General features: G+C 59.2%; 21 protein-coding genes and 1 tRNA gene. 20 read left to right on the top strand and 2 right to left on the bottom strand.

Annotation, left to right across the window (positions count from 1 at the left end):
- Positions 1-40: 40 nt before the first annotated feature.
- Positions 41-114: transfer RNA gene (locus J1W56_RS15575), tRNA-Gln, on the bottom strand.
- A 278-nt stretch (positions 115-392) separates the two neighbouring features.
- Here J1W56_RS15575 and J1W56_RS15570 point away from each other — a divergent pair.
- Entirely contained in the window at positions 393-2,018 is a 1,626-nt protein-coding gene (locus tag J1W56_RS15570; protein WP_223614185.1) for an MFS transporter, read from the top strand.
- A 5-nt stretch (positions 2,019-2,023) separates the two neighbouring features.
- On the opposite strand, the gene J1W56_RS15565 is transcribed toward J1W56_RS15570, so the two are convergent.
- Positions 2,024-4,330 (bottom strand): Tex family protein, encoded by a 2,307-nt coding sequence (locus tag J1W56_RS15565; protein ID WP_223614184.1) that lies wholly within the window; start codon positions 4,328-4,330, stop codon positions 2,024-2,026.
- A gap of 190 nt (positions 4,331-4,520) precedes the next feature.
- Here J1W56_RS15565 and J1W56_RS15560 point away from each other — a divergent pair, with 190 nt between their 5' ends.
- The 19 genes from J1W56_RS15560 (at position 4,521) to J1W56_RS15470 (ending at position 22,422) form a co-directional block, all read left to right on the top strand.
- Positions 4,521-5,438: a sugar kinase gene (locus tag J1W56_RS15560; protein ID WP_223614183.1), complete on the top strand. Its 918-nt coding sequence runs from the start codon at positions 4,521-4,523 to the stop codon at positions 5,436-5,438.
- 99 nt (positions 5,439-5,537) lie between these two features.
- Positions 5,538-6,428, top strand: a complete 891-nt coding sequence (locus tag J1W56_RS15555) for a dihydrodipicolinate synthase family protein (RefSeq protein ID WP_223614182.1) — start codon at positions 5,538-5,540, stop codon at positions 6,426-6,428.
- Between the two features lie 36 nt (positions 6,429-6,464).
- Positions 6,465-7,124, top strand: a complete 660-nt coding sequence (locus J1W56_RS15550; RefSeq protein WP_223614181.1) for a GntR family transcriptional regulator — start codon at positions 6,465-6,467, stop codon at positions 7,122-7,124.
- 61 nt (positions 7,125-7,185) lie between these two features.
- Positions 7,186-8,511, top strand: a complete 1,326-nt coding sequence (locus J1W56_RS15545) for an ABC transporter substrate-binding protein (protein WP_223614180.1) — start codon at positions 7,186-7,188, stop codon at positions 8,509-8,511.
- A gap of 17 nt (positions 8,512-8,528) precedes the next feature.
- Positions 8,529-9,434 (top strand): carbohydrate ABC transporter permease, encoded by a 906-nt coding sequence (locus J1W56_RS15540; protein WP_223614576.1) that lies wholly within the window; start codon positions 8,529-8,531, stop codon positions 9,432-9,434.
- 11 nt (positions 9,435-9,445) lie between these two features.
- Positions 9,446-10,270 (top strand): carbohydrate ABC transporter permease, encoded by an 825-nt coding sequence (locus tag J1W56_RS15535; protein WP_112522346.1) that lies wholly within the window; start codon positions 9,446-9,448, stop codon positions 10,268-10,270.
- Positions 10,271-10,299: 29 nt separating this feature from the next.
- Positions 10,300-11,376: an ABC transporter ATP-binding protein gene (locus J1W56_RS15530; protein ID WP_223614179.1), complete on the top strand. Its 1,077-nt coding sequence runs from the start codon at positions 10,300-10,302 to the stop codon at positions 11,374-11,376.
- 37 nt (positions 11,377-11,413) lie between these two features.
- Complete coding sequence (locus J1W56_RS15525; protein ID WP_223614178.1) at positions 11,414-12,571, top strand: fumarylacetoacetate hydrolase family protein; 1,158 nt, start codon at positions 11,414-11,416, stop codon at positions 12,569-12,571.
- Positions 12,572-12,765: 194 nt separating this feature from the next.
- Positions 12,766-14,109: an extracellular solute-binding protein gene (locus J1W56_RS15520; protein WP_223614177.1), complete on the top strand. Its 1,344-nt coding sequence runs from the start codon at positions 12,766-12,768 to the stop codon at positions 14,107-14,109.
- Between the two features lie 80 nt (positions 14,110-14,189).
- Positions 14,190-15,086: a carbohydrate ABC transporter permease gene (locus J1W56_RS15515; protein ID WP_223614176.1), complete on the top strand. Its 897-nt coding sequence runs from the start codon at positions 14,190-14,192 to the stop codon at positions 15,084-15,086.
- 10 nt (positions 15,087-15,096) lie between these two features.
- Positions 15,097-15,984 (top strand): ABC transporter permease subunit, encoded by an 888-nt coding sequence (locus tag J1W56_RS15510; protein WP_223614175.1) that lies wholly within the window; start codon positions 15,097-15,099, stop codon positions 15,982-15,984.
- A gap of 11 nt (positions 15,985-15,995) precedes the next feature.
- On the top strand, positions 15,996-17,117 hold the full coding sequence (locus J1W56_RS15505) for a sn-glycerol-3-phosphate import ATP-binding protein UgpC (protein WP_223614174.1): 1,122 nt from the start codon (positions 15,996-15,998) through the stop codon (positions 17,115-17,117).
- Positions 17,118-17,138: 21 nt separating this feature from the next.
- Positions 17,139-18,062, top strand: coding sequence for a sugar phosphate isomerase/epimerase family protein (locus J1W56_RS15500; RefSeq protein WP_223614173.1), 924 nt, complete (start codon positions 17,139-17,141; stop codon positions 18,060-18,062).
- A 106-nt stretch (positions 18,063-18,168) separates the two neighbouring features.
- Positions 18,169-18,507: a cupin domain-containing protein gene (locus tag J1W56_RS15495; RefSeq protein WP_223614172.1), complete on the top strand. Its 339-nt coding sequence runs from the start codon at positions 18,169-18,171 to the stop codon at positions 18,505-18,507.
- Positions 18,508-18,599: 92 nt separating this feature from the next.
- A complete protein-coding gene (locus tag J1W56_RS15490) occupies positions 18,600-19,268 on the top strand; it encodes an amino acid ABC transporter permease (RefSeq protein ID WP_130272359.1) in 669 nt (222 codons plus the stop codon).
- Positions 19,268-19,939 (top strand): amino acid ABC transporter permease, encoded by a 672-nt coding sequence (locus tag J1W56_RS15485; protein ID WP_223614171.1) that lies wholly within the window; start codon positions 19,268-19,270, stop codon positions 19,937-19,939. The genes J1W56_RS15490 and J1W56_RS15485 overlap by 1 nt, the downstream gene beginning before the upstream one ends.
- 1 nt (position 19,940) lies before the next feature.
- Complete coding sequence (locus tag J1W56_RS15480) at positions 19,941-20,675, top strand: amino acid ABC transporter ATP-binding protein (RefSeq protein ID WP_105734997.1); 735 nt, start codon at positions 19,941-19,943, stop codon at positions 20,673-20,675.
- Positions 20,676-20,677: 2 nt separating this feature from the next.
- Complete coding sequence (locus J1W56_RS15475) at positions 20,678-21,628, top strand: isoaspartyl peptidase/L-asparaginase (protein WP_223614170.1); 951 nt, start codon at positions 20,678-20,680, stop codon at positions 21,626-21,628.
- Entirely contained in the window at positions 21,625-22,422 is a 798-nt protein-coding gene (locus tag J1W56_RS15470; protein ID WP_223614169.1) for a transporter substrate-binding domain-containing protein, read from the top strand. Before J1W56_RS15475 ends, J1W56_RS15470 begins: the two co-directional genes overlap by 4 nt.
- The last annotated feature ends 43 nt before the right edge of the window (positions 22,423-22,465 follow it).

Here is a 22,465-nt window from a genome sequence, read left to right as displayed (position 1 = left end):
TGTTCTAACGATTAAACGGAAAAAACGCTTTAAAATCAAGTGGCTGGGGAACCTGGATTCGAACCAGGACTAACGGAGTCAGAGTCCGTGGGTCTACCGTTAACCTATTCCCCAACAACCGCTTTTGTGCGGTGGCTGATTAAGCCGGTGCGGGGTCATATAGTCCAATTCGTTCAGGATGAAAACCCCTGTTCGGATGGTTTTTGCACTGCGCTGCATTTTATCTTCCATACACGAATTTAATGGGCGGAAATGGCCGGTTCGTTCTTGGAACTGGTTGCCAGGCTATCGAAAATACCGGCGAAGCCATTTGGCCGCTGGCAATCCGATACGTCAGGCCTATAACTGTCTGAAAGTGATTTGCAACGCACAGCGAAGAGAAAGCAGACGAGGTGGCGGACCGATCATCACCACTGGCCCCGTTCAGGCACGACACGTTCCGCACTATCTGGATCGCGAGCCTGGTCTCCAATTTCGGCTCGCTGATCCAGGCGGTGGGTGCCGCATGGATGATGACATCGATTTCTGATTCGGTGAACATGGTGGCACTTGTGCAGGCCTCCACGGCACTGCCCATCATGATCTTTTCCCTGGTCTCCGGCGCGCTGGCGGACAATTTCGACCGGCGCAAGGTGATGCTGGTGGCACAGTGGTTCATGCTGGTCGTTTCAGCGTTTCTAACGGTTTTTGCCTATCTCGGGCTCATCACCCCCTGGCTTCTCCTGGCATTCACCTTTCTGCTGGGCTGCGGGACGGCTCTCAACAATCCATCCTGGCAAGCCTCGGTCGGTGACATGGTTCCCCGGGACGATCTGCCCAATGCGGTGGCGCTGAACAGCATGGGCTTCAACATCACGCGCAGTGTCGGTCCTGCCATTGGCGGTCTCATCGTTGCGGTTGCCGGTGCGGCGGCGACGTTTGCGGTCAACGCAGCCAGCTATTTCGCCGTGATCTATGCCCTGATGCGCTGGCAGCCGAAAATCGATCCGAGCCCCTTGCCGCGCGAATCGCTCGGCCGCGCCATCTCAGCGGGCCTGCGCTACGTCGCCATGTCGCCCAACATCGGCAAGGTGGTCATTCGCGGCTTTGTCTTCGGTCTTTCAGCCAGTGCGATTCTGGCGCTTCTGCCGCTCGTTGCCCGCGACCTCGTCCATGGCGGGCCTCTGACCTACGGTGTCATGCTCGGCTCGTTCGGCATCGGTGCCATCGGCGGTGCGCTGCTCAGTGCACGCCTGCGGGAATTCCTCTCGAGCGAGGCTATCGTGCGGTATGCCTTTGCGGGGTTTGCGGTGAGCGCGGCGGTGACGGCGATCAGCACGTCGGTGTGGCCGACCAATATCGCCCTGCTGCTGGCCGGGGCCTGCTGGGTCCTTGCCCTCTCGCTGTTCAATGTCACGGTGCAGCTGTCGACGCCGCGCTGGGTGGTAGGACGGGCCCTGTCGCTCTATCAGACGACGACATTTGCGGGTATTGCCGCCGGCAGCTGGCTCTGGGGGGCGGCGGCCGAGCAATATGGCGCGGACAGGGCTTTGATCGCTTCCGGTGTGCTCATGCTGCTCGGTGCCGTGATTGGCCTGCGCTACGCCCTGCCGGAGTTCAAGTCGCTCAATCTCGATCCGCTCAACCGGTTCAGCGAACCGCTGCTGGCGCTTGACCTGAAGCCGCGCAGTGGTCCGATTGTCATCATGATCGACTACGAGATCGCCGAAGAAGACATTCCCGAATTCCTCGCGCTGATGTCAGACCGGCGGCGTGTGCGGATCCGCGACGGCGCGGGGCAATGGGCGCTGATGCGCGATCTCGAGAAACCGGAAATCTGGACCGAAACCTATCACACGCCCACTTGGGTCGAATATGTCCGCCACAACCAGCGGCGAACGCAGGCGGATGCGGCGGTTGGCGACCGGATCCGCGCACTCCATCGGGGCGGCGAAATCCGGGTCCATCGCATGATCGAGCGGCAAACAATCCTGCCGCACGATATCGCTGCGCATAAGACGCCGATGGACATGCACTGACGGGACTATTTCTTCCGAAGTGCATCCGCGAGCGCCGCGCCGAAAGCGCCCTGTGTTGTTGATGTCTGCGGTTTGCCCTGCACAGCCGGTTTCGGCTTGAAGCTGGCGTTGTCAGCCCTTTGCTCCCTTGGGGCAGGGGCACTACCATCCTTGCGCATGGTCAGGCTGATGCGGTTGCGCTTGACGTCGATATCCACAACGCGGACTTTCACCACATCCCCCGCCTTGACGACCTCGTGGGCGTCCTTGACGAAACGGTCTGCCAGTTGCGACAGGTGTACCAATCCGTCCTGATGCACGCCGATGTCCACAAAGGCGCCGAAGGCAGCCACATTGGTGACCGTTCCTTCCAGCATCATTCCCGGCTTCAGGTCCTTGATGTTGTCGATACCATCGGCAAAGGCCGCGGTTTTGAACTGCGGCCGCGGATCGCGGCCGGGCTTTTCCAGCTCGGCGATGATGTCGCGAACCGTCGGCAGGCCGAATCGCTCGTCGACGAAGAGGCGCGGATCGAGCGCCTTCAGGGCGGTGCTGTCACTCATGAGCGAACGCACATCACGGCCGCAGGCGTTGACAATCTTCTTGGCGACGCCGTAAGCCTCCGGATGAACCGCCGAAGCGTCCAGCGGCTCGGTGCCGTCGGGAATACGCAGGAAGCCGGCACATTGTTCGAAGGCACGCGGCCCCAACCGTGCGACTTTCAGGAGGTCGCGGCGGGTTTTGAACGGACCGACGTCGTTGCGGTAAGCGACCACGGCTTCTGCCAGCGAGGTCCCCAGACCTGAAATACGGGCCAGCAGCGGTGCCGATGCGGTGTTGAGATCGACGCCGACCGCATTCACCGCGTCTTCGACAACACCGTCGAGCGAGCGGGCCAGGCGATACTGGTCGACGTCGTGCTGGTACTGGCCGACGCCGATGGATTTCGGTTCGATCTTGACGAGTTCCGCCAGCGGGTCCTGCAGGCGCCGGGCAATGGAAACGGCACCTCTGAGCGATACGTCGAGATCCGGGAATTCTGCGGCAGCAGTTGCCGATGCCGAATAAACGGATGCACCGGCCTCGCTGACGATCACTTTCAGCGGCTTGGGCGAGGGCATGTCGGCAAGCATGTCCGCGACAAGGCGCTCTGTCTCGCGGCTGCCGGTACCGTTGCCGATCGCGATCAGCTCGATCTTGTGCTTGCCGACTAGCCGCGCCAGTTCGGCCTGGGTTCCACGCAGATCGTTGCGCGGCGGAAACGGATAGACGGTCGTCGTGTCGAGAACCTTGCCGGTGCCATCGACGACAGCCACTTTCACCCCGGTGCGGATGCCGGGATCGAGGCCCATGGTTGCACGCGATCCGGCCGGTGCCGCCAGCAGAAGGTCTTTCAGATTGCGGGCGAAAACGTGGATCGCCTCTTCCTCCGCCTTTTCACGCATCTGTGTCATCAGGTCGATGGAAAGGTTGAGCGACAGGCGCGCCCGCCAGGCCCAGCGGACGACGTCCATCAGCCAGCTGTCGGCGGCGGTTCCACCCGGAGAAATTGCATAGGCACCGGCGATCATGCGTTCCACCGGCTTCACCGCAGAGGTGTCGTCGGCATCGACTCCGATCTCGAGGGAAAGCACATCTTCGTTGCGCCCGCGCAGCATAGCGAGGGCGCGATGGCTGGGGATGGTCGCCCAGCGTTCGAAATGGTTGAAATAGTCGGAGAATTTTGCGCCCGCTTCCTGCTTGCCGTCGGCGACCTTGGCGCGCAGGACAGCCTTGTCCTTCATGTGGTTGCGCAGGCGGCCGACGAGATCGGCATTTTCGGAGAAGGTTTCGACCAGAATATCGCGTGCGCCATCCAGCGCCGTTTTCACATCCGGCACATCCGCCGAAAGAAAAGTCTGGGCCCGTTCTGATGGAACGCTGCGGCGGTCGGCGAGAATCGTTTCAGCCAGCGGCCCCAATCCGCGTTCGCGGGCAATTTCGGCCCGCGTGCGCCGCTTGGGTTTGTAGGGCAGATAAATGTCCTCAAGCTCGGCCTTGGTGGCGGACGCCAGGATCTTGGTTTCCAGCTCGTCAGTCAGCTTGCCCTGGCTGCGGATGGAGTCGATGATGGTATCGCGCCGGGCGTCAAGCTCGCGCAGGTAGATGAGCCGTTCGTCGAGAAGCCGCAGCTGCGTATCGTCTAGCCCGCCCGTCACCTCTTTGCGGTAGCGGGCAATGAACGGAACGGTCGCGCCGCCGTCCAGCAGTTCGATCGCCGCATTGGCCTGTTCGGGCCTGGCATTGATCTCGGTGGCAATGATACGCGCAATACGGGCAGTTGTGGCAGTCATACTGGTCTCATCAAACTTGATCGGACGGCGACCATAGGGCTGCCGGGATCAATCGGCAATCGTTTGGTCCGCTGGTTCTCCCGGCGTTCCACGAAAAACTCCATGGCTTCCCCCGGCTTGACCTGCTCGATGAAACGTTTCCTTATCGCCTGACCCTTCTGCTGATTCAGCCAATATGGATAGTGTGACGATGCCGGCAAATACGAAGCCAAGGATTCTGTGCGTTGGTGCCCTGACGATGGACACCATCTTCCGGCTTGACACCCTGCCGCCCGGTCCCGGCAAGTTCATCCCGCAGGAGGCCGTGGAGATCGCAGCAGGCATGGCATCGAGCCAGGCGGCAACCATTGCAAGGCTGGGCGGCAGCGCGTCTTTGTGGGCGTCGGCGGGGCTGGACCATGTCGGCGATCGCGTGGTCGCTGAGCTGGTGGAGGAAGGGGTCGACTGCACCTTTGTCCGCCGCATCCAAGGTGCGCGCTCGGCGTTTTCCTCGATCTTTGTCGACAGGTCGGGTGAGCGCATGATCGTGCCCTTCTATGACAAGACCCTGTTGAGCGCGCCGGAACAAATCCCGCCCATCGAAGGCGGCGCATTCGATGTGGTGATGACCGATGTTCGCTGGCCGCTGGCTGCTGCCACTGCGCTCAGGGCGGCGCGCGAGGCTCGCATTCATGGCGTGCTCGATGCCGATGTTGCGCCGCTGGAAACCCTTGAGCGGCTGCTGCCGCTTGCATCGCATATTGTCGCCTCGGAACCGGCAGCCGAAATCATCACCGGTGAGGCGGATATCGAGCGTGCCGTCATTGCCTTGGCGGCCCGGTATCGCGGTTTTGTCGCGGTCACCGGCGGCGGCAAGGGCTGCTACTGGTCCGGCGGCGAAGCGGGAATTGTACACCATATGCCCGCTTTTGCCGTTGATGCCGTGGACACGCTGGCCGCCGGGGATGTGTTTCACGGCGCCTTCGCGCTGGCGCTGGCCGAAGGGCATGGCATGGAGGAGATCATGCGTTTTGCCAGCGCGGCGGCGGCGATCAAATGCACCCGGTTTGGCGGACGCGCCGGTGCGCCGACGCGGAACGAAGTCGAGCACTTGCTGTTCAATTCATAACATTTGTATCCATGCTCGCAAAAATGTATGTGACAGCATGTTGACTATCAACTAACATGTTAGTAGTCTTTATGCATTGAGAGGGTGGGAGGAAAATCATTGTCTCGGGTTGAACGGTTTGGACTTTCTGCGGCATTGACGATGCCGTTTGATGCGGCGCTGGCAATTGATCTGCCCTCGGCAATTCACCATGCAAAAACCTGTCTGCAGCGCGGCTGCAGCAGCGTCACCCTCTTCGGGACGACGGGCGAGGGCTCATCCATCGGTATCCATGAGCGCCAGGCCGTCATCAAGGGATTTATTGCGGCAGGCGTCGCGCCGTCGCAGATTGTCGTTGGCATCATGGCCAATTCGCATGTCGATGCGGCAGAGCAGGCACGGTTTGCACTGGATGCAGGATGCCGCGGTATTCTCCTGGCGCCGCCGTCCTACTTCAAGAATGTCAGCGATGACGGCCTGTTTGACTGGCATGCGGCGGCGTTCAAGGCAATCGGTGCGGATGTGCGCGGCATCATTCTGTATAATCTGCCCTCGGTGACGGCAGTCGAGATTTCGGTTGATCTGGTCAGCCGGTTGCGTGAGGCCTTCCCTGGTGCGATTGCCGGGGTCAAGGATTCTTCCGGCAACTGGAGCTATACGGAAAAGATGCTGGCGCGGCACAATGACCTTGCCATCCTGATCGGCGATGAGCGTAGCCTTGCTGCGGGCGTGCGGCTCGGCGGGCAGGGCGCCATCTCGGGTCTGGCCAATATCTACCCCGAACGTCTCGTGCGTATGATCGATGAAGGGCGCGACGATGAAGAGGTGGTTGCGGCTGTCAATGAACTGGTGAAATATCCGGTGATTCCGGCTGTGAAGGCGATGGTTGCCCATCACCAGGGCGAAGAAGGCTGGCGGCGGACGCGTGGCCCGCTCGAAGCCTTACCGGACGGCGATCGCAAGCATCTGACGGCAGTCTTTGATCGTCTGTTTGTCGCGGCGGCTGCCTGACGGGGAATCGTGAAGGCGTCCTGAGGAGGAACAGGCATGGATGACAGCGGCGAGCCGGTAAGATTGCGTGAGAAAGCCTATGCGAGTTTCACGGAACATCTTCTGGCCCGTGACTTTCATCCGGGGCAGTTCGTGTCGCAACGCCAGCTTGTTGCCATGACCGGCATGCCGCTCGGCGCCATCCGCGAAGTTGTGCCCCGTCTCGAAGCTGAGGGGCTGGTGAAGACGGTGCCGCAGCGCGGGATACAGATTGCGCATATCGATATCAATCTGATCCGCGAAGCCTTCCAGTTCCGCGTCTTCATGGAGAAGGAAGCGATTGCGCTGTTCTGTGTTTCCGCTTCCGATGAGGTGTTGGCCAGGTTGCGGCGCGAACATGAAGAGACCTTGGAGAAGGCTCTCAGTGACGGAGAGACGCCCGAGCTTGAACTGCACGCACAGGCGATCGATTGGTCGCTGCATGACACAATCATCGATTCCCTTGGCAATGGGATCATTTCGAAAGCCTATCGGATCAATGCCATCAAGATGCGCTTGATCAATCAGGAGCGGTTTCGCATCACCGGCCGCGTTATTCCGGTGATGCGCGAGCATCTGGCGGTTATTGCGGCAATCGAGACCCGCAACCCGCAAACGGCGATGGATGCCATTGCCGAGCATATCAACAATGCAAGGAATCTCGCTCTGAAGGTTTAGACGCAACGGTGCCGGAAATGGGAGTTACGGCGCTGCAATGGATTATGGGAGGACGATAAGCATGAAACGGATTCAACCGACACGCCGGCAATTTCTTGCCGGATCAGCAGCACTTGGCGCGGCGAGCTTTGCCGGCCTAAAGCCGGCATTCGCCAATGTCGACTGGAAGAAATTTGCAGGCACGACCCTTGAGGTGAACCTGATCAAGAGCCCGCGCGGCGATATTCTGCAAAAGTACCAGAAGGAATTCGAGGAATTGACCGGAATCAAGGTCAATTCCGAGCAGACGCCGGAACAGCAGCAGCGCCAGAAAGCCGTGATCGAACTGACCTCCGGCAAGCCGAGCTTCGATGTCATCCATATCAGCTATCACGTGCAGAAGCGGCAGTTCGAGAAGGGGGGCTGGCTTGCCGACCTGACACCGTTCCTGAAGGACCCCTCGCTCACCGAGCCGTCACTGGTCGAAAGCGATTTTGCCGAAGCGGGTCTTGCCTTTGCCAAGGACAAGAACGGCCGTTTCGGCGGTCTGCCGTTCTCGGTGGATTACTGGATTCTGTATTGGAACAAGGAACTCTTTGCCGCCAAGGGCATCGAATATCCGAAATCCTTCGATGAACTGGTGAGCGCTGCAGAAAAACTCACCGATGCGAGCAAGGGTACATACGGGTTTGTTGCCCGCGGTATGAAGAACGCCAATACGCCTGTTTGGGCCAGCCTCATGCTCGGCTATGGCAAGAGCACGATCGACGACGGCAATCTTCAGACCGATACGCCGGAAGCAATCCAGGCCGCAACGCTCTATCAGCGTCTGATGACAAAGTCCGCACCGCCCGGCGTAACGGGTTTCAACTGGGCCGAATGCCAGTCAAACTTTCTGCAGGGCAAGGTTGCCATGTGGTTGGATGGCATCGGCTTCGCCCCGCCGCTGGAAAATCCGGAGAAATCGCGGGTCGTCGGCAAGGTCGGTTACGGCGTCATGCCCAAGGGGCCGGCCGTGCAGGCTGCGCCGACCTTCGGCGATGGTATCGGCGTGACCGAGGGATCGTCGAAGAAGGAAGCGGCTTACCTCTATTGCCAATGGGCCATTTCGAAGCAGATGGGCGCGCGCCTGCTGCAAACGGGCTCCGGCGTTCCCTTCCGCAATTCGATCCTCAACGATCCGGAGGTCCGCAAGGGTGTGACCATGCCGTCCGAATGGGTTGATGTGCTGACGGCATCGGCCAAGGTCAGCCAGCTCTGCCTGCCGGTTATCGTCCCGGTCACGGAATTCCGCGACGTGATGGGTGTCGGCCTGACTAACCTTCTCGGCGGCGCCGATCCCGCAACGGAAATGAAGCGGGCAACGGAAGAGTTCCGTCCCATCCTTGCGCGCAGCGAGGGCAAATGACAATCGCCGCCCCGATCATGACAACCGAAGCACAAACCACCAAAGCCATAACGGGCAAACGCCGGCTCAAGCCGAGCTACTGGCCGTTTGTGATTCCGGCGCTGGTCATTGTCGGGGCGGTCATTCTGTTTCCCTGGGCGTTCACCCTGTGGATGAGCGTCAATGAGTGGCATCTCGGCGGAGAACAGAGCTTCGTCGGGTTTGCGAATTTTACCCGCCTGGCAGGCGATACACGCTTCTGGCAGTCGATGGGGCACACTGTTCTCTATACGCTTCTCTCCGTCATCGCCCCGTTGTTTTTTGGAACCATTGCGGCTCTGATCTTCGACAGCAAATTGCCGATGCGCGGCCTGCTGCGCGGCATCTTCGTCATGCCGATGATGGCCACGCCCGTGGCCATCGCTCTGGTCTGGACCATGATGTACCACCCGCAGCTCGGGGTTCTCAACTACCTCCTGTCACTGGTTGGCATCGGTCCGCAGGAATGGATATTCAACCAGAATACGGTGATCCCGTCGCTGGTGCTGGTCGAGACCTGGCAGTGGACACCGCTTGTCATGCTCATCGTGCTCGGCGGCCTTGCTTCCATGCCGCGCGATCCCTTCGAGAGCGCGGAAATCGATGGCGCCAATGGCTGGCAGAAATTCCGCTACATCACGCTGCCGATGATCCTGCCCTTCATGATGGTTGCCGTGATCATCCGCTCCATCGATGCCCTGAAGAGCTTTGACATCATCTTTGCCATGACGCAGGGCGGCCCCGGCACGGCATCCGAGACGATCAATATCTATCTCTACAATGTCGCCTTTTCCTACTACGACATCGGCTATGGCTCGGCGATTGCCGTGGTCTTCTTCGTCGTCATCATCACCATGTCCATGGCGCTGCTTTATCTGCGCCAGCGGACCAAATGGAACAGCTGAGGGAGACGCCGATGGCCCGCCGTAGTCCGCTGAAATCACTGGGCACCGCCTTTGTTGTGTTCGTGATTGTTTCACCCGCCATTTTCTTCTTTCTCTGGATGCTGTCGCTATCGTTGAAATACGAGATCGACAATGGCGCCTATCCGCCGATCTTCATCCCGGAGCGGTTTGCCTGGTCGAACTACACCCAGATTTTTGCCACGAACGATTTCCTGCATTACTTCTGGAACAGTCTGATTGTGACAGGCATATCGACATTGTTGGCCCTGCTCGTCGGGGTGCCTGCCGGCTATGGCATTGCCCGCCTGCGCGCCGACAAGGCGGCCATCGTTGTCATGATCGCGCGCATGACGCCGGGCCTGTCCTACCTTATTCCCCTGTTCCTGCTGTTCCAGACGATGGGATTGCTGGGAACGCTGTGGCCGCAGATCATCATCCATCTGGTTGTGACCGTACCCATCGTGATCTGGATCATGATCGGCTATTTCGAGACGACACCGATGGAACTGGAAGAGGCTGCCATGATCGATGGCGCAACCTCCTGGCAGGTCTTTGTCAAGGTGGCGCTGCCCATTGCCAAGCCCGGTATTGTCGTTTCGCTGATCCTGGCGGTGATCTTCTCCTGGAACAATTTTGTCTTCGGGATTGTGCTAGCCAGCCGTGAAACCCGGACCTTGCCGGTCGCGGTCTACAACATGCTTTCATTCGAGCAGGTCAGTTGGGGGCCGCTGGCCGCTGCGGCGCTGGTCGTTACATTGCCGGTGCTGCTGCTGACCGTTTTTGCCCAGCGCCAGATCATTGCGGGTCTCACCGCCGGTGCCGTCAAGGGCGGCTAGAACAGGTTTTCAAGAACAAGGAGGGCGCGATGGCTTCGGTCTCGATCAAGGATGTCACCAAGAAATACGGCAACGTCAATGTGATGCACGGTGTCTCCGTCGATATTGAAGATGGCGAGTTCGTCATTCTCGTCGGTCCGTCGGGCTGCGGGAAATCGACATTGCTGCGCATGATCGCCGGGCTGGAGGAAATTACCACGGGAGAGATTGCGATCGGCAGCCGCGTGGTCAATGACCTGCCTGCCAAGGAGCGCGACATCGCCATGGTGTTCCAGAACTACGCGCTCTATCCGCATATGACGGTGGCCGACAATATGGGCTTCGCGCTCATGCTCAAGAATGCGCCGAAGCAGGAAAAGGAAAGCCGGGTCGGCCGCGCGGCGGAAATCCTTGGCCTTGAAAAGCTGCTCGACCGCTTTCCGCGGCAATTGTCCGGCGGCCAGCGCCAGCGCGTGGCTATGGGACGCGCCATCGTCCGTGATCCGCAGGTCTTTCTGTTCGATGAGCCGCTTTCCAATCTCGATGCGAAACTGCGCGTACAGATGCGCAGCGAGATCAAGGGGCTGCATCAGCGGCTTGGTACCACCATCGTCTATGTGACGCATGACCAGATTGAAGCCATGACCATGGCCGACAAGATCGTCGTGATGAAAGACGGCTTGGTCGAACAGATCGGCACGCCGCTCGATCTCTACGATTACCCTGCAAACCTTTTTGTCGCCGGTTTCATCGGCTCGCCGTCGATGAACTTCGTCAAGGGTCGTCTGGCCGGGGCGGGGCAGTTCGTGACGCCGGAAGGTATCACGTTGCCCGTGCCGCAGACCATCCAAACCACGGGATCAGCAGACGTGATCTATGGCGTGCGGCCGGAGCACATAAAGATTGCCGCCGGCGGCATCCCGGTTGACGTCAGCGTCGTCGAGCCGACAGGCTCGGAAATCATGGTGGTCGGCAAACTGGGCGATCAGGAAATCATGTGTCTCTTCCGCGAGCGGCTGTCGATCAAATCGGGCGACCGGATTCACATCGGGATCGATCCGGCGAACAGCCACCTGTTTGATGGCGCAACCGGCATGCGGCTCGGCAAGCGCAACGCTGCGCACTAATCCATCGTATCAGCACTCTCTCCCGGGAGCCCTCACCGTGACCCTATCGACCGAGACCTACAGAACCGGAACTTTCGTTGGCCGTGTCTGGCGCCCCGATGTGCAGGGCCCCGCCCTTGTCGTGGTGCGCGACGGCGTTCTGTTTGACATCACCTCACGCCAGACGGCGACAATGCGTGACCTGCTGGAATTGGACGAGCCTGCCGCCTATGTCGCTGCGCAGGCCGGAGAAAAACTCGGGCCACTGGATACGATTCTGGCGCAGTCCGTCGAAAGTGAAGCCGATGCCGCGCGGCTTCGGCTGCTCGCTCCCTGTGATCTCCAGGCAGTCAAGGCCTGCGGTGTTACCTTCGCCCGCTCGATGATCGAGCGCGTCATCGAGGAGAAGGCCGCGGGCAATCCGGCGCTGGCGCTGAAGATCCGTGAACGCATCATGCCGATCATCGGCAACAGTCTGCGCGATCTGAAAGCCGGTTCGCCGGAGGCTGCCAAGGTGAAGGCCGCCCTGATTGAAGAAGGTGTCTGGTCGCAATATCTGGAAGTCGGAATCGGGCCTGATGCCGAAGTATTCTCCAAGGCGCAGGTCCTCTCCTCCGTCGGCTGGGGCGCATCGGTCGGTCTGCACCCGATCTCAAGCTGGAACAATCCGGAGCCGGAAATCGTGCTCGCCGTCAACAGCAAGGGCAGGGTGCAGGGCGCGACGCTCGGCAATGACGTGAACCTGCGCGATGTCGAAGGCCGCTCCGCTCTTTTGCTCGGCAAGGCAAAGGACAACAATGCCTCGTCATCGATCGGGCCGTTCATCCGGCTGTTCGATGCGACCTATTCCATCGATGACGTGCGCAATGCCGATCTTGACCTGATGGTCGAAGGCCGGGATGGGTACGTGCTGAAGGGCAGCAGCACGATGAAGGAAATCAGCCGCGATCCGCTGGATCTGGTCGCCCAGACCACCGGCCGGCATCACCAGTACCCGGATGGCTTCATGCTGTTCATGGGAACGCTGTTTGCGCCGGTCGAAGACCGCGATACGCCGGGGCAGGGATTTACCCACAAGATCGGCGATGTTGTCACCATATCGAATCCGCAGCTTGGTGCGCTCACCAATACCGTGCGGTTGTCGACGGAGTGCCCCGAATGGACATTCGGCATGGCGGCGCTTATGCGCAACCTTGCCGCGCGTGGTTTGCTGTAAGCAACCCACGCTAGATACTGTCCACAGCGCGGCTGCCGCTCGGCGGCCGGGCTGAGCAATTGTCACAATAGTTTCGTCTAAGGTCGATCAAACTTTCACACAGCCCGTCCAGAGTTGAACGCGAGCGAGGCAGCCGGATTTATCCAGAGCTGCCCCGGGTTCATTCTCTCAATTGCCGTATTCAGGGGGCTTTAATGCAGGGTTTTGGTGTGAAAATTGGTCTGGCCGCAGGGCTGCTGGCCGCCGGGTTTGGCGCGACGCCAGCCATGGCCGAGAAGGTCAAGTTCGAGTTCTGGTACGGCCTGAGCGGCGACCTTGGCGAGCGCGTGCAGGATGCCTGCAAGAAGTTCAACGACTCCCAGGCCAATTTCGAAATCGTCTGCACCAGCCAGAACGGCTATCCCGAAACAGTCCAGAACGCCATTGCCGCCTATCGCGCCAAGAAGCATCCGGCTGTCGTGCAGGTCTTCGACGGCGGCACGCTCGACCTGATGCTGTCGGGTGCTTTCGTCCCGGCCAAGAAGCTGATGGAAGACAATGGCTACAAGATCGACTGGAGCAATTATTTCCCCGGGATCGCCAATTACTATGCGACGGCAAAGGGCGAGCTGAACTCGTTCCCGTTCAATTCGTCGACCGCGATGTTCTACTACAACGTCGACGCTTTCACCAAGGCCGGCATCCAAGGCGCGCCTGAAACATGGGAAGATGTCGAAGCCGCAGCCCGCAAGCTGAAAGCGGCCGGTTATGCCTGCCCGTTCGGTTTCAGTTTTGACAGCTGGGCGACGGTTGAACAGTTCTCCGCCATTCATAACCAGCCCATCGCTACCAAGAACAACGGCTATGACGGTCTCGATGCGGAACTTACCCTCAACAAGACCAAGCTGGTCGACCATCTGACATTCTTCAAGAAGATGACCGATGAAGGCCTGTTCGTGGTCAAGACCAAGCAGCTCGGCATGGACGTTGTTCCAGCCTTTACCTCCGAAACCTGCCAGATGATCCAGTCCTCGATTGCCGATCACGGCACGATCGGCAAGACCATCAAGCAGGGTGCGAAATGGGACGTGACCATGCTTCCGGTCTGGAAGGGAACGGCACGCCAGAATTCGATGGTGGGCGGTGCATCCCTCTGGGTTCTCAACAACCGCCCCGAAGCTGAATACAAGGGCGCCGCCGCATTCCTCAACTTCATCGCCCAGCCGGACATGGTTGAGTGGTGGTCGACGGTCACCGGCTATATCCCGGTCACCAAGACGGGCTTTGAAGCCATGAAAGCCAAGGGCTTCTACGACCAGCCAGCCTTCAAGGGCCGTGAAAAGGCCATCGCCAGCCTGACCTTCACCCCGACCTCCGCCAATACCCGCGGCATCCGCCTCGGCGGCTTCCCGCAGATCCGCAAGGAAATCTCCGATGCGATGGAAGGCATCTTCTTCGGCAAGCTGACTGTGCAGGCTGGTCTCGACCAGGCTGTCGAGCGCGGCAATGTTATCCTGCGCCGCTTTGAAAAGACCTATGCCGGAAAAGTCCTGAACTGAGTGCAGGCTTTCAAATGGCCCGGAGCGGAACCGCACCGGGCCATTTCCTTTTCATCCCATAGGCAGAATTGAATATTCTCATGAACAAGCGCGCTGTTTTCAAAAGCTGGTGGTTGCCCGTCCTTTTTGCATTGCCGCAACTCCTGCTCATTTTGTTCTTTTTCTATTGGCCGGCCATTTCGGTTTTCAACTGGGCTTTCACGCTGGAACCGGCCTTTGGCGGTGCGGGCGAACGTCTCTTCGTTGGTTTTGACAATTTTCGCGATGTTTTTGCCGACAGCGAATACTGGCGCTCCGTGTCCCTGAGCCTGTTCTTCGCTTTCACGGCGACCGGATTGTCCATGTTCATCGCCTTTATCCTGGCGATCTGTGTTGATCGTCAGTTGAAGGGCTCAAGCCTGTTCCGGTTCTTTTACATCTGGCCCTATGCCATTGCCGCGCCGGCGGTGGGCTTGGCATTCCGCTTCATCTTTGCGCCGGAAAGCGGTCTGATCGCGGTGGTGAACACCTGGTCGCCCGACCTCTGGAATCCCGCCAAGTATGGCAGCCATGCCATGATCCTCGTCATCATCTGCTTTGCGTGGAAATGGATCGGCTACAATTTCATCTTCATGACCGCCGGACTGCAATCGATCCCGCGCAGCCTGCTCGAAGCGTCGTCGATGGATGGTTCAGGCCCGGTGCGCCGTGCGCTCGATATTCAGATACCGCTTCTGGCGCCGACCCTGTTCTTTCTCCTGGTTCTCAATCTGACCGAGAGTTTCGTTGGACCGGATACCTACGGTATCGTCGACCTGACCACCGAAGGCGGACCCAACAAGGCGACCGATGTCATGGTGTACCGTATCGTCAGCGAAGCCTTCCGCGGCCTGAATTACTCCGGCGCTGCAGCCCAGAGCCTCGTCCTGATCGGACTTATCATGGTGTTCACGTTCATCCAGTTCCGCTTCGTCGAGCGGCGCGTGCATTACAAGTAGGATTCCGGCGATGATCGAACGCACCCCCATACTCAACGCCGTCACCTACTTCATCATGATCCTGGGACTGATCCTCATTCTCGGACCGTTCTGGATGATTTTCACGGCGTCCACCCAGTCGCTGCAGGAGGTCACGGCCGTTCCCTTCAACATGACACCCGGTGGTGACTTCCTGAAGAATGTTCACGCCGCCTGGGATCGTGCCAATCTCGGTCCGGCACTGCTCAACAGCCTCATCACCTCGCTGCTGGTCATGGTGGGCAAGATTGCATTGGCGGCGCTCAGCGCCTTTGCCATCGTCTATTTCAAGAGCCCGTTGCGTCACGTCTTCTTCTGGATGGTTTTCCTGACGCTGATGCTGCCGCTCGAAGTGCGCGTCATCCCGACCTACAACATTGCTTCGGATGTGTTCCAACCCGTCCGCTGGATCATCCAGACCATCACCGGCATCGAATTGTCGCTGCAGTGGAATCTGCTGAACTCCTATTCCGGTCTGGTCCTGCCGCTGATTGCAACCGCGACAGGCACATTCCTTTACCGGCAGTTCTACATGACGCTTCCCGATGAACTGGCAGAGGCGGCCAAGATGGATGGGGCGCGGCCACTGCGATTCTTCATCGATATCCTGCTGCCGCTGTCGCGCACCAATATGCTGGCGCTGGCAACAATCATGTTCGTCTATGCCTGGAACCAGTATCTCTGGCCCAAGCTGATGACCACCGATGCCAGCTATCAGACGGCCATGGTCGCCATGCGTGCGCTGGTGCCGTCCGTCAATGCCTTGCCTGAATGGAATGTCTCCATGGCAGGCGCCCTCATCATCATGTTGCCACCCCTGGTCGTCGTTGCCGTCCTGCAACGCTGGTTTGTCCGTGGCCTGGTCTCGACCGAGAAATAAAGGAAGTAGCAATGGCTGAAATTGGCATCAAGGATGTGCGCAAGACTTATGGCAGCACACAGATCCTGCATGGCGTCGACCTGAACTTCAAATCCGGCGAGTTTGTCGTCATTCTCGGACCGTCCGGCTGTGGCAAGTCTACGCTGCTGCGCATGATTGCGGGTCTTGAAGAGATTACATCAGGCGAAATTTCAATTGACGGCAAGGTGGTCAACAATCTCGAGCCGCGCGATCGCGGTTGCTCGATGGTGTTCCAGAACTACGCGCTCTATCCGCATATGAACGTCGCTGCCAATATCGGTTATGCGTTGAAGGTTGCCGGTGTTCCGCGGGCCGAACGTGACCGGCGGATTGCGGAAACAGCCAAGATCGTCGGGCTGGAAGAACTGCTCGACCGTAAACCGGCGCAGCTTTCCGGCGGCCAGCGGCAGCGTGTCGCCATGGGCCGCGCGATCATCCGCGAACCGAAGGTGTTTCTGTTCGACGAACCGCTGTCCAATCTTGATGCCAAGCTGCGCGTGCAGATGCGCGTGGAAATCCGCCGCCTGCACAAGCGCCTGTCGGCAACCTCTGTCTTTGTCACCCACGATCAGGTGGAGGCGATGACCTTGGCCGACAAGCTGATCGTCATGAACAAGGGCCATGTGGAACAGGTCGGCACGCCGCTTGAAATCTACCACCGTCCGCGCACGCGATTTGTCGGAACCTTCATCGGCTCGCCGGCGATGAATTTCTTTGACACGACCATCGCTGCCGGCGGCGATCACGTGCTGCTGGACGGTATCGTGCAGGCAATCGATCCGGTGCTTGGCGGCCAGAATGCGGGGACCGCGGTTTCCGTCGGAATCCGTCCAGAACATTGCCGTCTCGTTCCTGCCGGTACCGTGAACAGTGTTCCGGCCAATGTCGATTTCATCGAAGAGCTCGGCTCCGGCCGTATCGTTCACGTTGAGATTGACGGGCTGAGCTTTGCGGTGTCAGTTGAGGAAGATCAGTTCTTCGAGCAGGGCGCTGTTGCAGGTCTGCAGTTGCCCTCTGAACATATTCACCTGTTTTCGCAGGAAACCGGTTTGCGCCTTGATGATGCTCCGGCAGCGACGCGCCAACCAGCTCCGAAAACAGTGGCCGCATAACCCGACTTGAAAGGATCAAACATGAGTTCGGATTCAACCATTTCCGCCGTTGGCTTTTGCACCTACACGGGCAAGGGCAATTTTGACACGCTGGAAGACGCCCTTCGCACCATTGCCGGTCTCGGTGCCAATGCTGCCGAGCTGTCGCTTTATGGCGAGGAAATCATCTCGGGCGGCCGGATTATCCCGGGACGCGCCGAACGCCTGACCGCGATCACCCGTCAGTTCGACCTGCGCTACAGTGTGCATGGCCAGATCGTCTCCAATTTCATGGACCGCGAGCGTCTGGAGTATCAGAAGGCCGTGGTCCGCGCGATGCTGGAACTGTGCAATCGCGTTGAAGCGGGCATCCTAGTGCACCACAGCGGCAGTGCCAAAATGCCGGCACAGTCACACATTGCCGATCTCGACCGGATGGAGCGCGATGCGCTTGCCGAAATGGCCGAGGTTGCCAAGGGTTACGGCGTGCGGATTGCCTTGGAAAACATTTTCGCGGTCACCGATGCGGAATACCGCCAGACACCGGCGCAGGTCGGCGAAACCGTACGGACCATCGGCAGTGCCAATGTGTGCGGCCTGATCGATTTCAGCCATGCCTACATTGAAAGCACGCGGCTTGGTCTCGATTGGCGCGAACAGATCAAGGCCATGGCACCGGTCACCGGGCATCTGCATGTGCATGACAGCTTTGGCCGTCCTTACAATAACATGACCAAATTCTATCATCCGGCTGAAGCAACGGCGCTTGGCATTGGTGACCTGCATCTGCCGATCGGCTGGGGGGACATTCCCTGGGAAGAAATCTTCGAGGAGCTGACGTTCCTGCCGGATACCATGCTGATCATGGAAATTGTCGAGAACCGGTTTGCCAATGAGCAGGCGGATTGCCTCGAGCGTGCATTCAAACTGGCTGAAATCGCCAATCGCCGCCGTCTGGCCGCTTAGGTGAAAGTGGCGCGGTCTGCTGGTTGACCGCGCCCCTTGCTTCTGGTCACAATGCCAATCATCGGGACCGTCTGTTGTCGGTCTCTCGCTACCGGGAATTGTGAACATGGCTGATCATATTCTGTTTGTTGCAAAAGATGGCGCTGACTGGACCAGGACCGAGCCCGGCGTCAGCCGACGCATTATGGCCTATCTGCCGGAAATGATGCTGGTGGAAGTGCAGTTTGAAAAGGATGCGGTCGGCTCGCTGCATTCGCATCCGCACATTCAGGCGAGTTATGTGGCTGAAGGACGTTTTGAAGTCACCATCGATGGAGTCAGCCAGGTGCTGGAGCAGGGCGGCAGTTTCATTGTTCCGTCCAATCTCGTCCACGGGGTGAAGGCGCTGGAAAAGGGTCGCCTGATCGACAGTTTTTCGCCGCATCGGGCCGAGTTCCTCGCCTAAGCCACACGTTCATTTTTCATGCTGCCACCGCTTGACAGCATCCTTGCGATAGGCAAAACTGAAACCGGTTTCACTTTGTGCCGGACGGACGTTTGACCTTTGATCTGACCATATTGGCACCGCACATTCCTTTTCTCGTGAAAGGTGCGGTCCTGACAGCTGAGGCTTGCGTGCTGGCGCTTGCCGGCAGCCTGTGCATTGGTACGGTCGTTGCAGCGCTGGTCACATCCGCGTCGCCGCTTCTCTCCCGCATTGCCTATGTCTATGTCGATCTGTTCCGCAACATTCCGTTCATCGTCCAGCTCTTCTTTTTCTTCTACGGCCTGCCGGAGATCGGCATCTACATCGATGCGTTCACCACGGGAGTCATTGCACTTTCCATTGCGGGCGGCGCTTTTACCTCGGATGTGATCAGGTCCGGAATCCTGTCGATCGATCCCGGCATCCTGGAAGCGGCCGAAGTCAGCGGACTTTCCAAGCCGACGATCTTCCGCAAGATCGTCATGCCGATTGCCTTGAGGACCTCGGTGCGGCCATTGGGTTCGGTTTTCATCAATCTCATCCTGACTTCGTCGATCCTCTCGACGATCACGCTGAACGAATTGACCGGTTCGGCCAAGATCGTGGCATCGGATACATTCCGGCCCTTTGAAATCTATGCGGTTCTGCTAGTCGCCTATGCCTGCCTGACCTATCTGGTCTCGCTCGCCATCGGCGCGTTGCATCGCTATCTCAACCGTGATCAGACAGAGGCCGCCTGATGCGTTATACGGCGTTCACCTCCTATGACATCATCCTGCTCGCGCAGGGGCTGAGTGTTTCCCTCGCGCTTTTCCTGGCAACGACAATCATCGGCCTTTTCATCGGCTCTTTGTGGGCCGTCATCCGGTTCTATCGCATTCCCGTGCTGGCGCAGGTCGTGGCTGTCATCGCGGAAGTGCTGAAAAATTCCCCGGTTCTGGTCCAGCTGTTTCTCGTGTTCTTCGGCCTGCCTGCTTTTGCCAAGATCAATGTAACGCCGGTCGAGGCCGCGGTGATCACGCTGTCGGGCAATACGGCGGCATTCGTCTACGTCATTGCCGTGTCGGCGATCGAGTCCATCGGCCGCGACCAGATCGAGGCCGCCCGGGTTTTCGGTCTGTCGCGGTGGCAGGTGCTTCGCCGCATCATCGCGCCGCAGGCCATGGCCTTTGCCATCGGTCCGCTGACCGGTCTTCTGGTGAACCAGTTGCAGGTGACATCGCTGATATCGGTGATCGGCGTGGTGGACCTGACGAAGATCGGCAACATTCTCAATCTGCGCACGCTGAAACCATTCATCGTCTGGGCGGTCGTGGGCGGGCTTTATTATGTCATGGCCAAGCTCGTCGCCTTTGGCGGAGCCAAGCTGGAGAAGCGGTTGAGGGCGCACACCGCATGGAAGGGTCTGTGAAATGATCAGCGTGAGAGGAGTACGCAAGGCGTTTGGTTCTGCGACCGTACTCGATGGAATAGACCTTGATGTCCATAGCGGCGAAGTCGTGTCCATTCTCGGCTCCAGCGGCTCGGGCAAATCGACCCTGATCCGCTGCATGAACGGCCTGGAGAAGCTCGATGGCGGGCGCATCACCATCGATGATTTCGATGTGTCCCGTCCGAAGGAGCTGTCGGAAGCCCGCAAGCGGTCGGCGACGGTTTTTCAGCTTTTCAATCTCTACCCGCATATGACTGCCGTGCAGAACATCGCGCTCGCGCCGGTTGAAGTGCTGAAAATACCGCGCAAGCAGGCGGAAGCCGATGCGCGCACGCTTCTGGACTCCGTCGGCTTGAGTGCCCGTGCCGATGCCTTCCCGGCGCAACTGTCCGGCGGGCAGCGCCAGCGTGTCGGTATCTGCCGGGCGCTGGCTATGAAGCCGCGCTATCTCCTGCTCGATGAAATCACCAGTGCGCTCGATCCCGAGATGACGTCGGATGTGCTGGCCATTCTCGCCAAGCTCGCCCATGACGGAACGACGATGGTTTTCGTCACGCATGAAATCGAGTTTGCCCGGACGATCTCGTCGCGGATCGTCTTTCTCGACAAGGGACAGCTCGTTGTCGACCTGCCGACAGCTGAATTTTTTGCAGCCGATGGCGGCATGGCCAAGCCACGCATCGCCCAGTTTCTCTCCAAAATGCGTAAAGACTGACAATGATCCTGATTGCGAACAACGAGGCTTGGCCGGGTTTTGCCAGGAGCGTCGAGCTCCTCAAGCAGGAGGCGCATGGCCTTGACGCCATGGTCGCCGGTATCAGCGAAGTCGAGCGCGAAGTGAAGGTCCGCAGTGTCGGCTTCGGCGGCTGGCCCAACATGCTCGGGCGCATGGAGTTCGATGCGGGTGTGATGGATGGCACGACGCGGGATGTTGGCGCCGTCGGCGCGGTTCCCGATACGCTGCCCGTCGCAGCGCTCGCGCATGCGGTGATGAAACGATTACCGCATGTCATGCTGACCGGCGATGGTGCCCGCCGTTTTGCCACGGAAATCGGCTTTCCCCTTGATGAAACGTTATATGAAGACAGCAAACGCGTCTGGTGGGAGCGGCTGCAGAAGGAATTGACGTCGGAGGAGCTGGCAGCCTTTCCAGATATTCCGCTCGCCCCCTTGAGCCGCACCATTACCGACCCGGAGCGCGTCCGCGATACCACGGTGTTCCTGTCGAAGGATTCCGCCAACGGCATTCACGCGGTCACCTCCACCTCCGGCTGGGCCTGGAAATATCCGGGGCGTCTCGGCGATTCGCCCATCGCCGGTGCCGGGTTCTATGCCGACAGCCGCTACGGTGCCGCCGCCTGCACCCATACGGGTGAAATGACAATCCGCTGTGGCACGGCCCGCAGCATCGTGCTCGCCATGCGCTTCGGCCATTCCTTGCGCGCAGCGGTCGATATGGCGATGGAAGACCTCGCACAATTGACCACCGGATTCTTGGCTGGTGTCGTCATTCATGCCATCGACGCCAAGGGCAATCACGACGTGGCAAGTTTCCGCTGCGACGATGAAATCAAATACTGGTTCTGGGAAGCCCGGATGGAGGAACCCGAACGCCGGCTTGCCCGAAAATATGATCCGCAACAAACAACACAAAGGGGACATTCATGAAACGGTTCATTGGAAAACTGGCAGCACTCGCGCTGACCGGTGCACTGGCTTTTACCGGCGTGGCGCATGCCGGGAAGATTGATGACATTCGCGCGCAGGGAAAGGTCCGCATCGGCGTGTCGCTGGGTGGCGAGCCCATCGGTTTCCGCGATGACAAGAACAATCCTGTCGGCTATGACGTCGATGTGGCAACCATGCTGGCGGCCAAGCTTGGTGTTCCCGTCGAGTTCACCGACGTTTCCGGTGATGCCCGCGTGTCCATGCTGGTCTCCGGCCAGCTCGATATCGTGGTGGCCAATACCTCCGCGACGCTGGAACGCGCCAAGACCGTCAATTTCTCGATTCCCTACAACCGTGCCGGCCTGCGCGTCATCGTGCAGAAGGATGCCGGTATCGCCAAGCTGGAAGACCTGGCGGGCAAGAAGGTGGTTGTCGGTCGCGGCACGACAGGCGAAAGTTTCCTGAAAAAGAGCGTGCCGACGGCGGAACTGGTCTATACCGACAATTTCTCGCCCGATGGCGTGCTGCTCCTGCAGCAAAAGCGCGTCGCTGCGGCAATCGAAGACTCGTCGCTGCTCGACTATCTCGCCACCAAGAACGACAATCTGGTAACCTTGCCCGGCCTCTATTCCAACGATCCGATCGGCATTGCCGTTGCCAAGGGCGATCCGGAGTTCGTCCGCTGGCTTGATATGTTCGTCTCCGACTACATCCAGTCCGGCGCCTATGATGCGAATTACAAGAAGTGGTGGGGCGAAAAATCCAACCCGCCGGCGCTGACGCCGCTCTGGTAATTTCAAGGCAAAGGCCGGGCATCGTTCCCGGCCTTTGCATTTT

This window comes from Phyllobacterium calauticae (assembly GCF_019991125.1).
GTDB lineage: Bacteria > Pseudomonadota > Alphaproteobacteria > Rhizobiales > Rhizobiaceae > Phyllobacterium > Phyllobacterium calauticae.
Note: the sequence above shows the minus strand (reverse complement) of the source record. Positions and strands in the feature narration are given on the sequence as shown.

Coding starts and splice junctions, on each gene's coding strand:
- J1W56_RS15480 (WP_105734997.1), top strand. CDS start 19,941: ATGATCAGCGTGAGAGGAGTACGCAAGGCGTTTGGTTCTGCGACCGTA.
- J1W56_RS15560 (WP_223614183.1), top strand. CDS start 4,521: ATGCCGGCAAATACGAAGCCAAGGATTCTGTGCGTTGGTGCCCTGACG.
- J1W56_RS15545 (WP_223614180.1), top strand. CDS start 7,186: ATGAAACGGATTCAACCGACACGCCGGCAATTTCTTGCCGGATCAGCA.
- J1W56_RS15505 (WP_223614174.1), top strand. CDS start 15,996: ATGGCTGAAATTGGCATCAAGGATGTGCGCAAGACTTATGGCAGCACA.
- J1W56_RS15510 (WP_223614175.1), top strand. CDS start 15,097: ATGATCGAACGCACCCCCATACTCAACGCCGTCACCTACTTCATCATG.
- J1W56_RS15515 (WP_223614176.1), top strand. CDS start 14,190: ATGAACAAGCGCGCTGTTTTCAAAAGCTGGTGGTTGCCCGTCCTTTTT.
- J1W56_RS15495 (WP_223614172.1), top strand. CDS start 18,169: ATGGCTGATCATATTCTGTTTGTTGCAAAAGATGGCGCTGACTGGACC.
- J1W56_RS15520 (WP_223614177.1), top strand. CDS start 12,766: ATGCAGGGTTTTGGTGTGAAAATTGGTCTGGCCGCAGGGCTGCTGGCC.
- J1W56_RS15530 (WP_223614179.1), top strand. CDS start 10,300: ATGGCTTCGGTCTCGATCAAGGATGTCACCAAGAAATACGGCAACGTC.
- J1W56_RS15550 (WP_223614181.1), top strand. CDS start 6,465: ATGGATGACAGCGGCGAGCCGGTAAGATTGCGTGAGAAAGCCTATGCG.
- J1W56_RS15540 (WP_223614576.1), top strand. CDS start 8,529: ATGACAACCGAAGCACAAACCACCAAAGCCATAACGGGCAAACGCCGG.
- J1W56_RS15500 (WP_223614173.1), top strand. CDS start 17,139: ATGAGTTCGGATTCAACCATTTCCGCCGTTGGCTTTTGCACCTACACG.
- J1W56_RS15470 (WP_223614169.1), top strand. CDS start 21,625: ATGAAACGGTTCATTGGAAAACTGGCAGCACTCGCGCTGACCGGTGCA.
- J1W56_RS15565 (WP_223614184.1), bottom strand. CDS start 4,330: ATGACTGCCACAACTGCCCGTATTGCGCGTATCATTGCCACCGAGATC.
- J1W56_RS15535 (WP_112522346.1), top strand. CDS start 9,446: ATGGCCCGCCGTAGTCCGCTGAAATCACTGGGCACCGCCTTTGTTGTG.
- J1W56_RS15485 (WP_223614171.1), top strand. CDS start 19,268: ATGCGTTATACGGCGTTCACCTCCTATGACATCATCCTGCTCGCGCAG.
- J1W56_RS15475 (WP_223614170.1), top strand. CDS start 20,678: ATGATCCTGATTGCGAACAACGAGGCTTGGCCGGGTTTTGCCAGGAGC.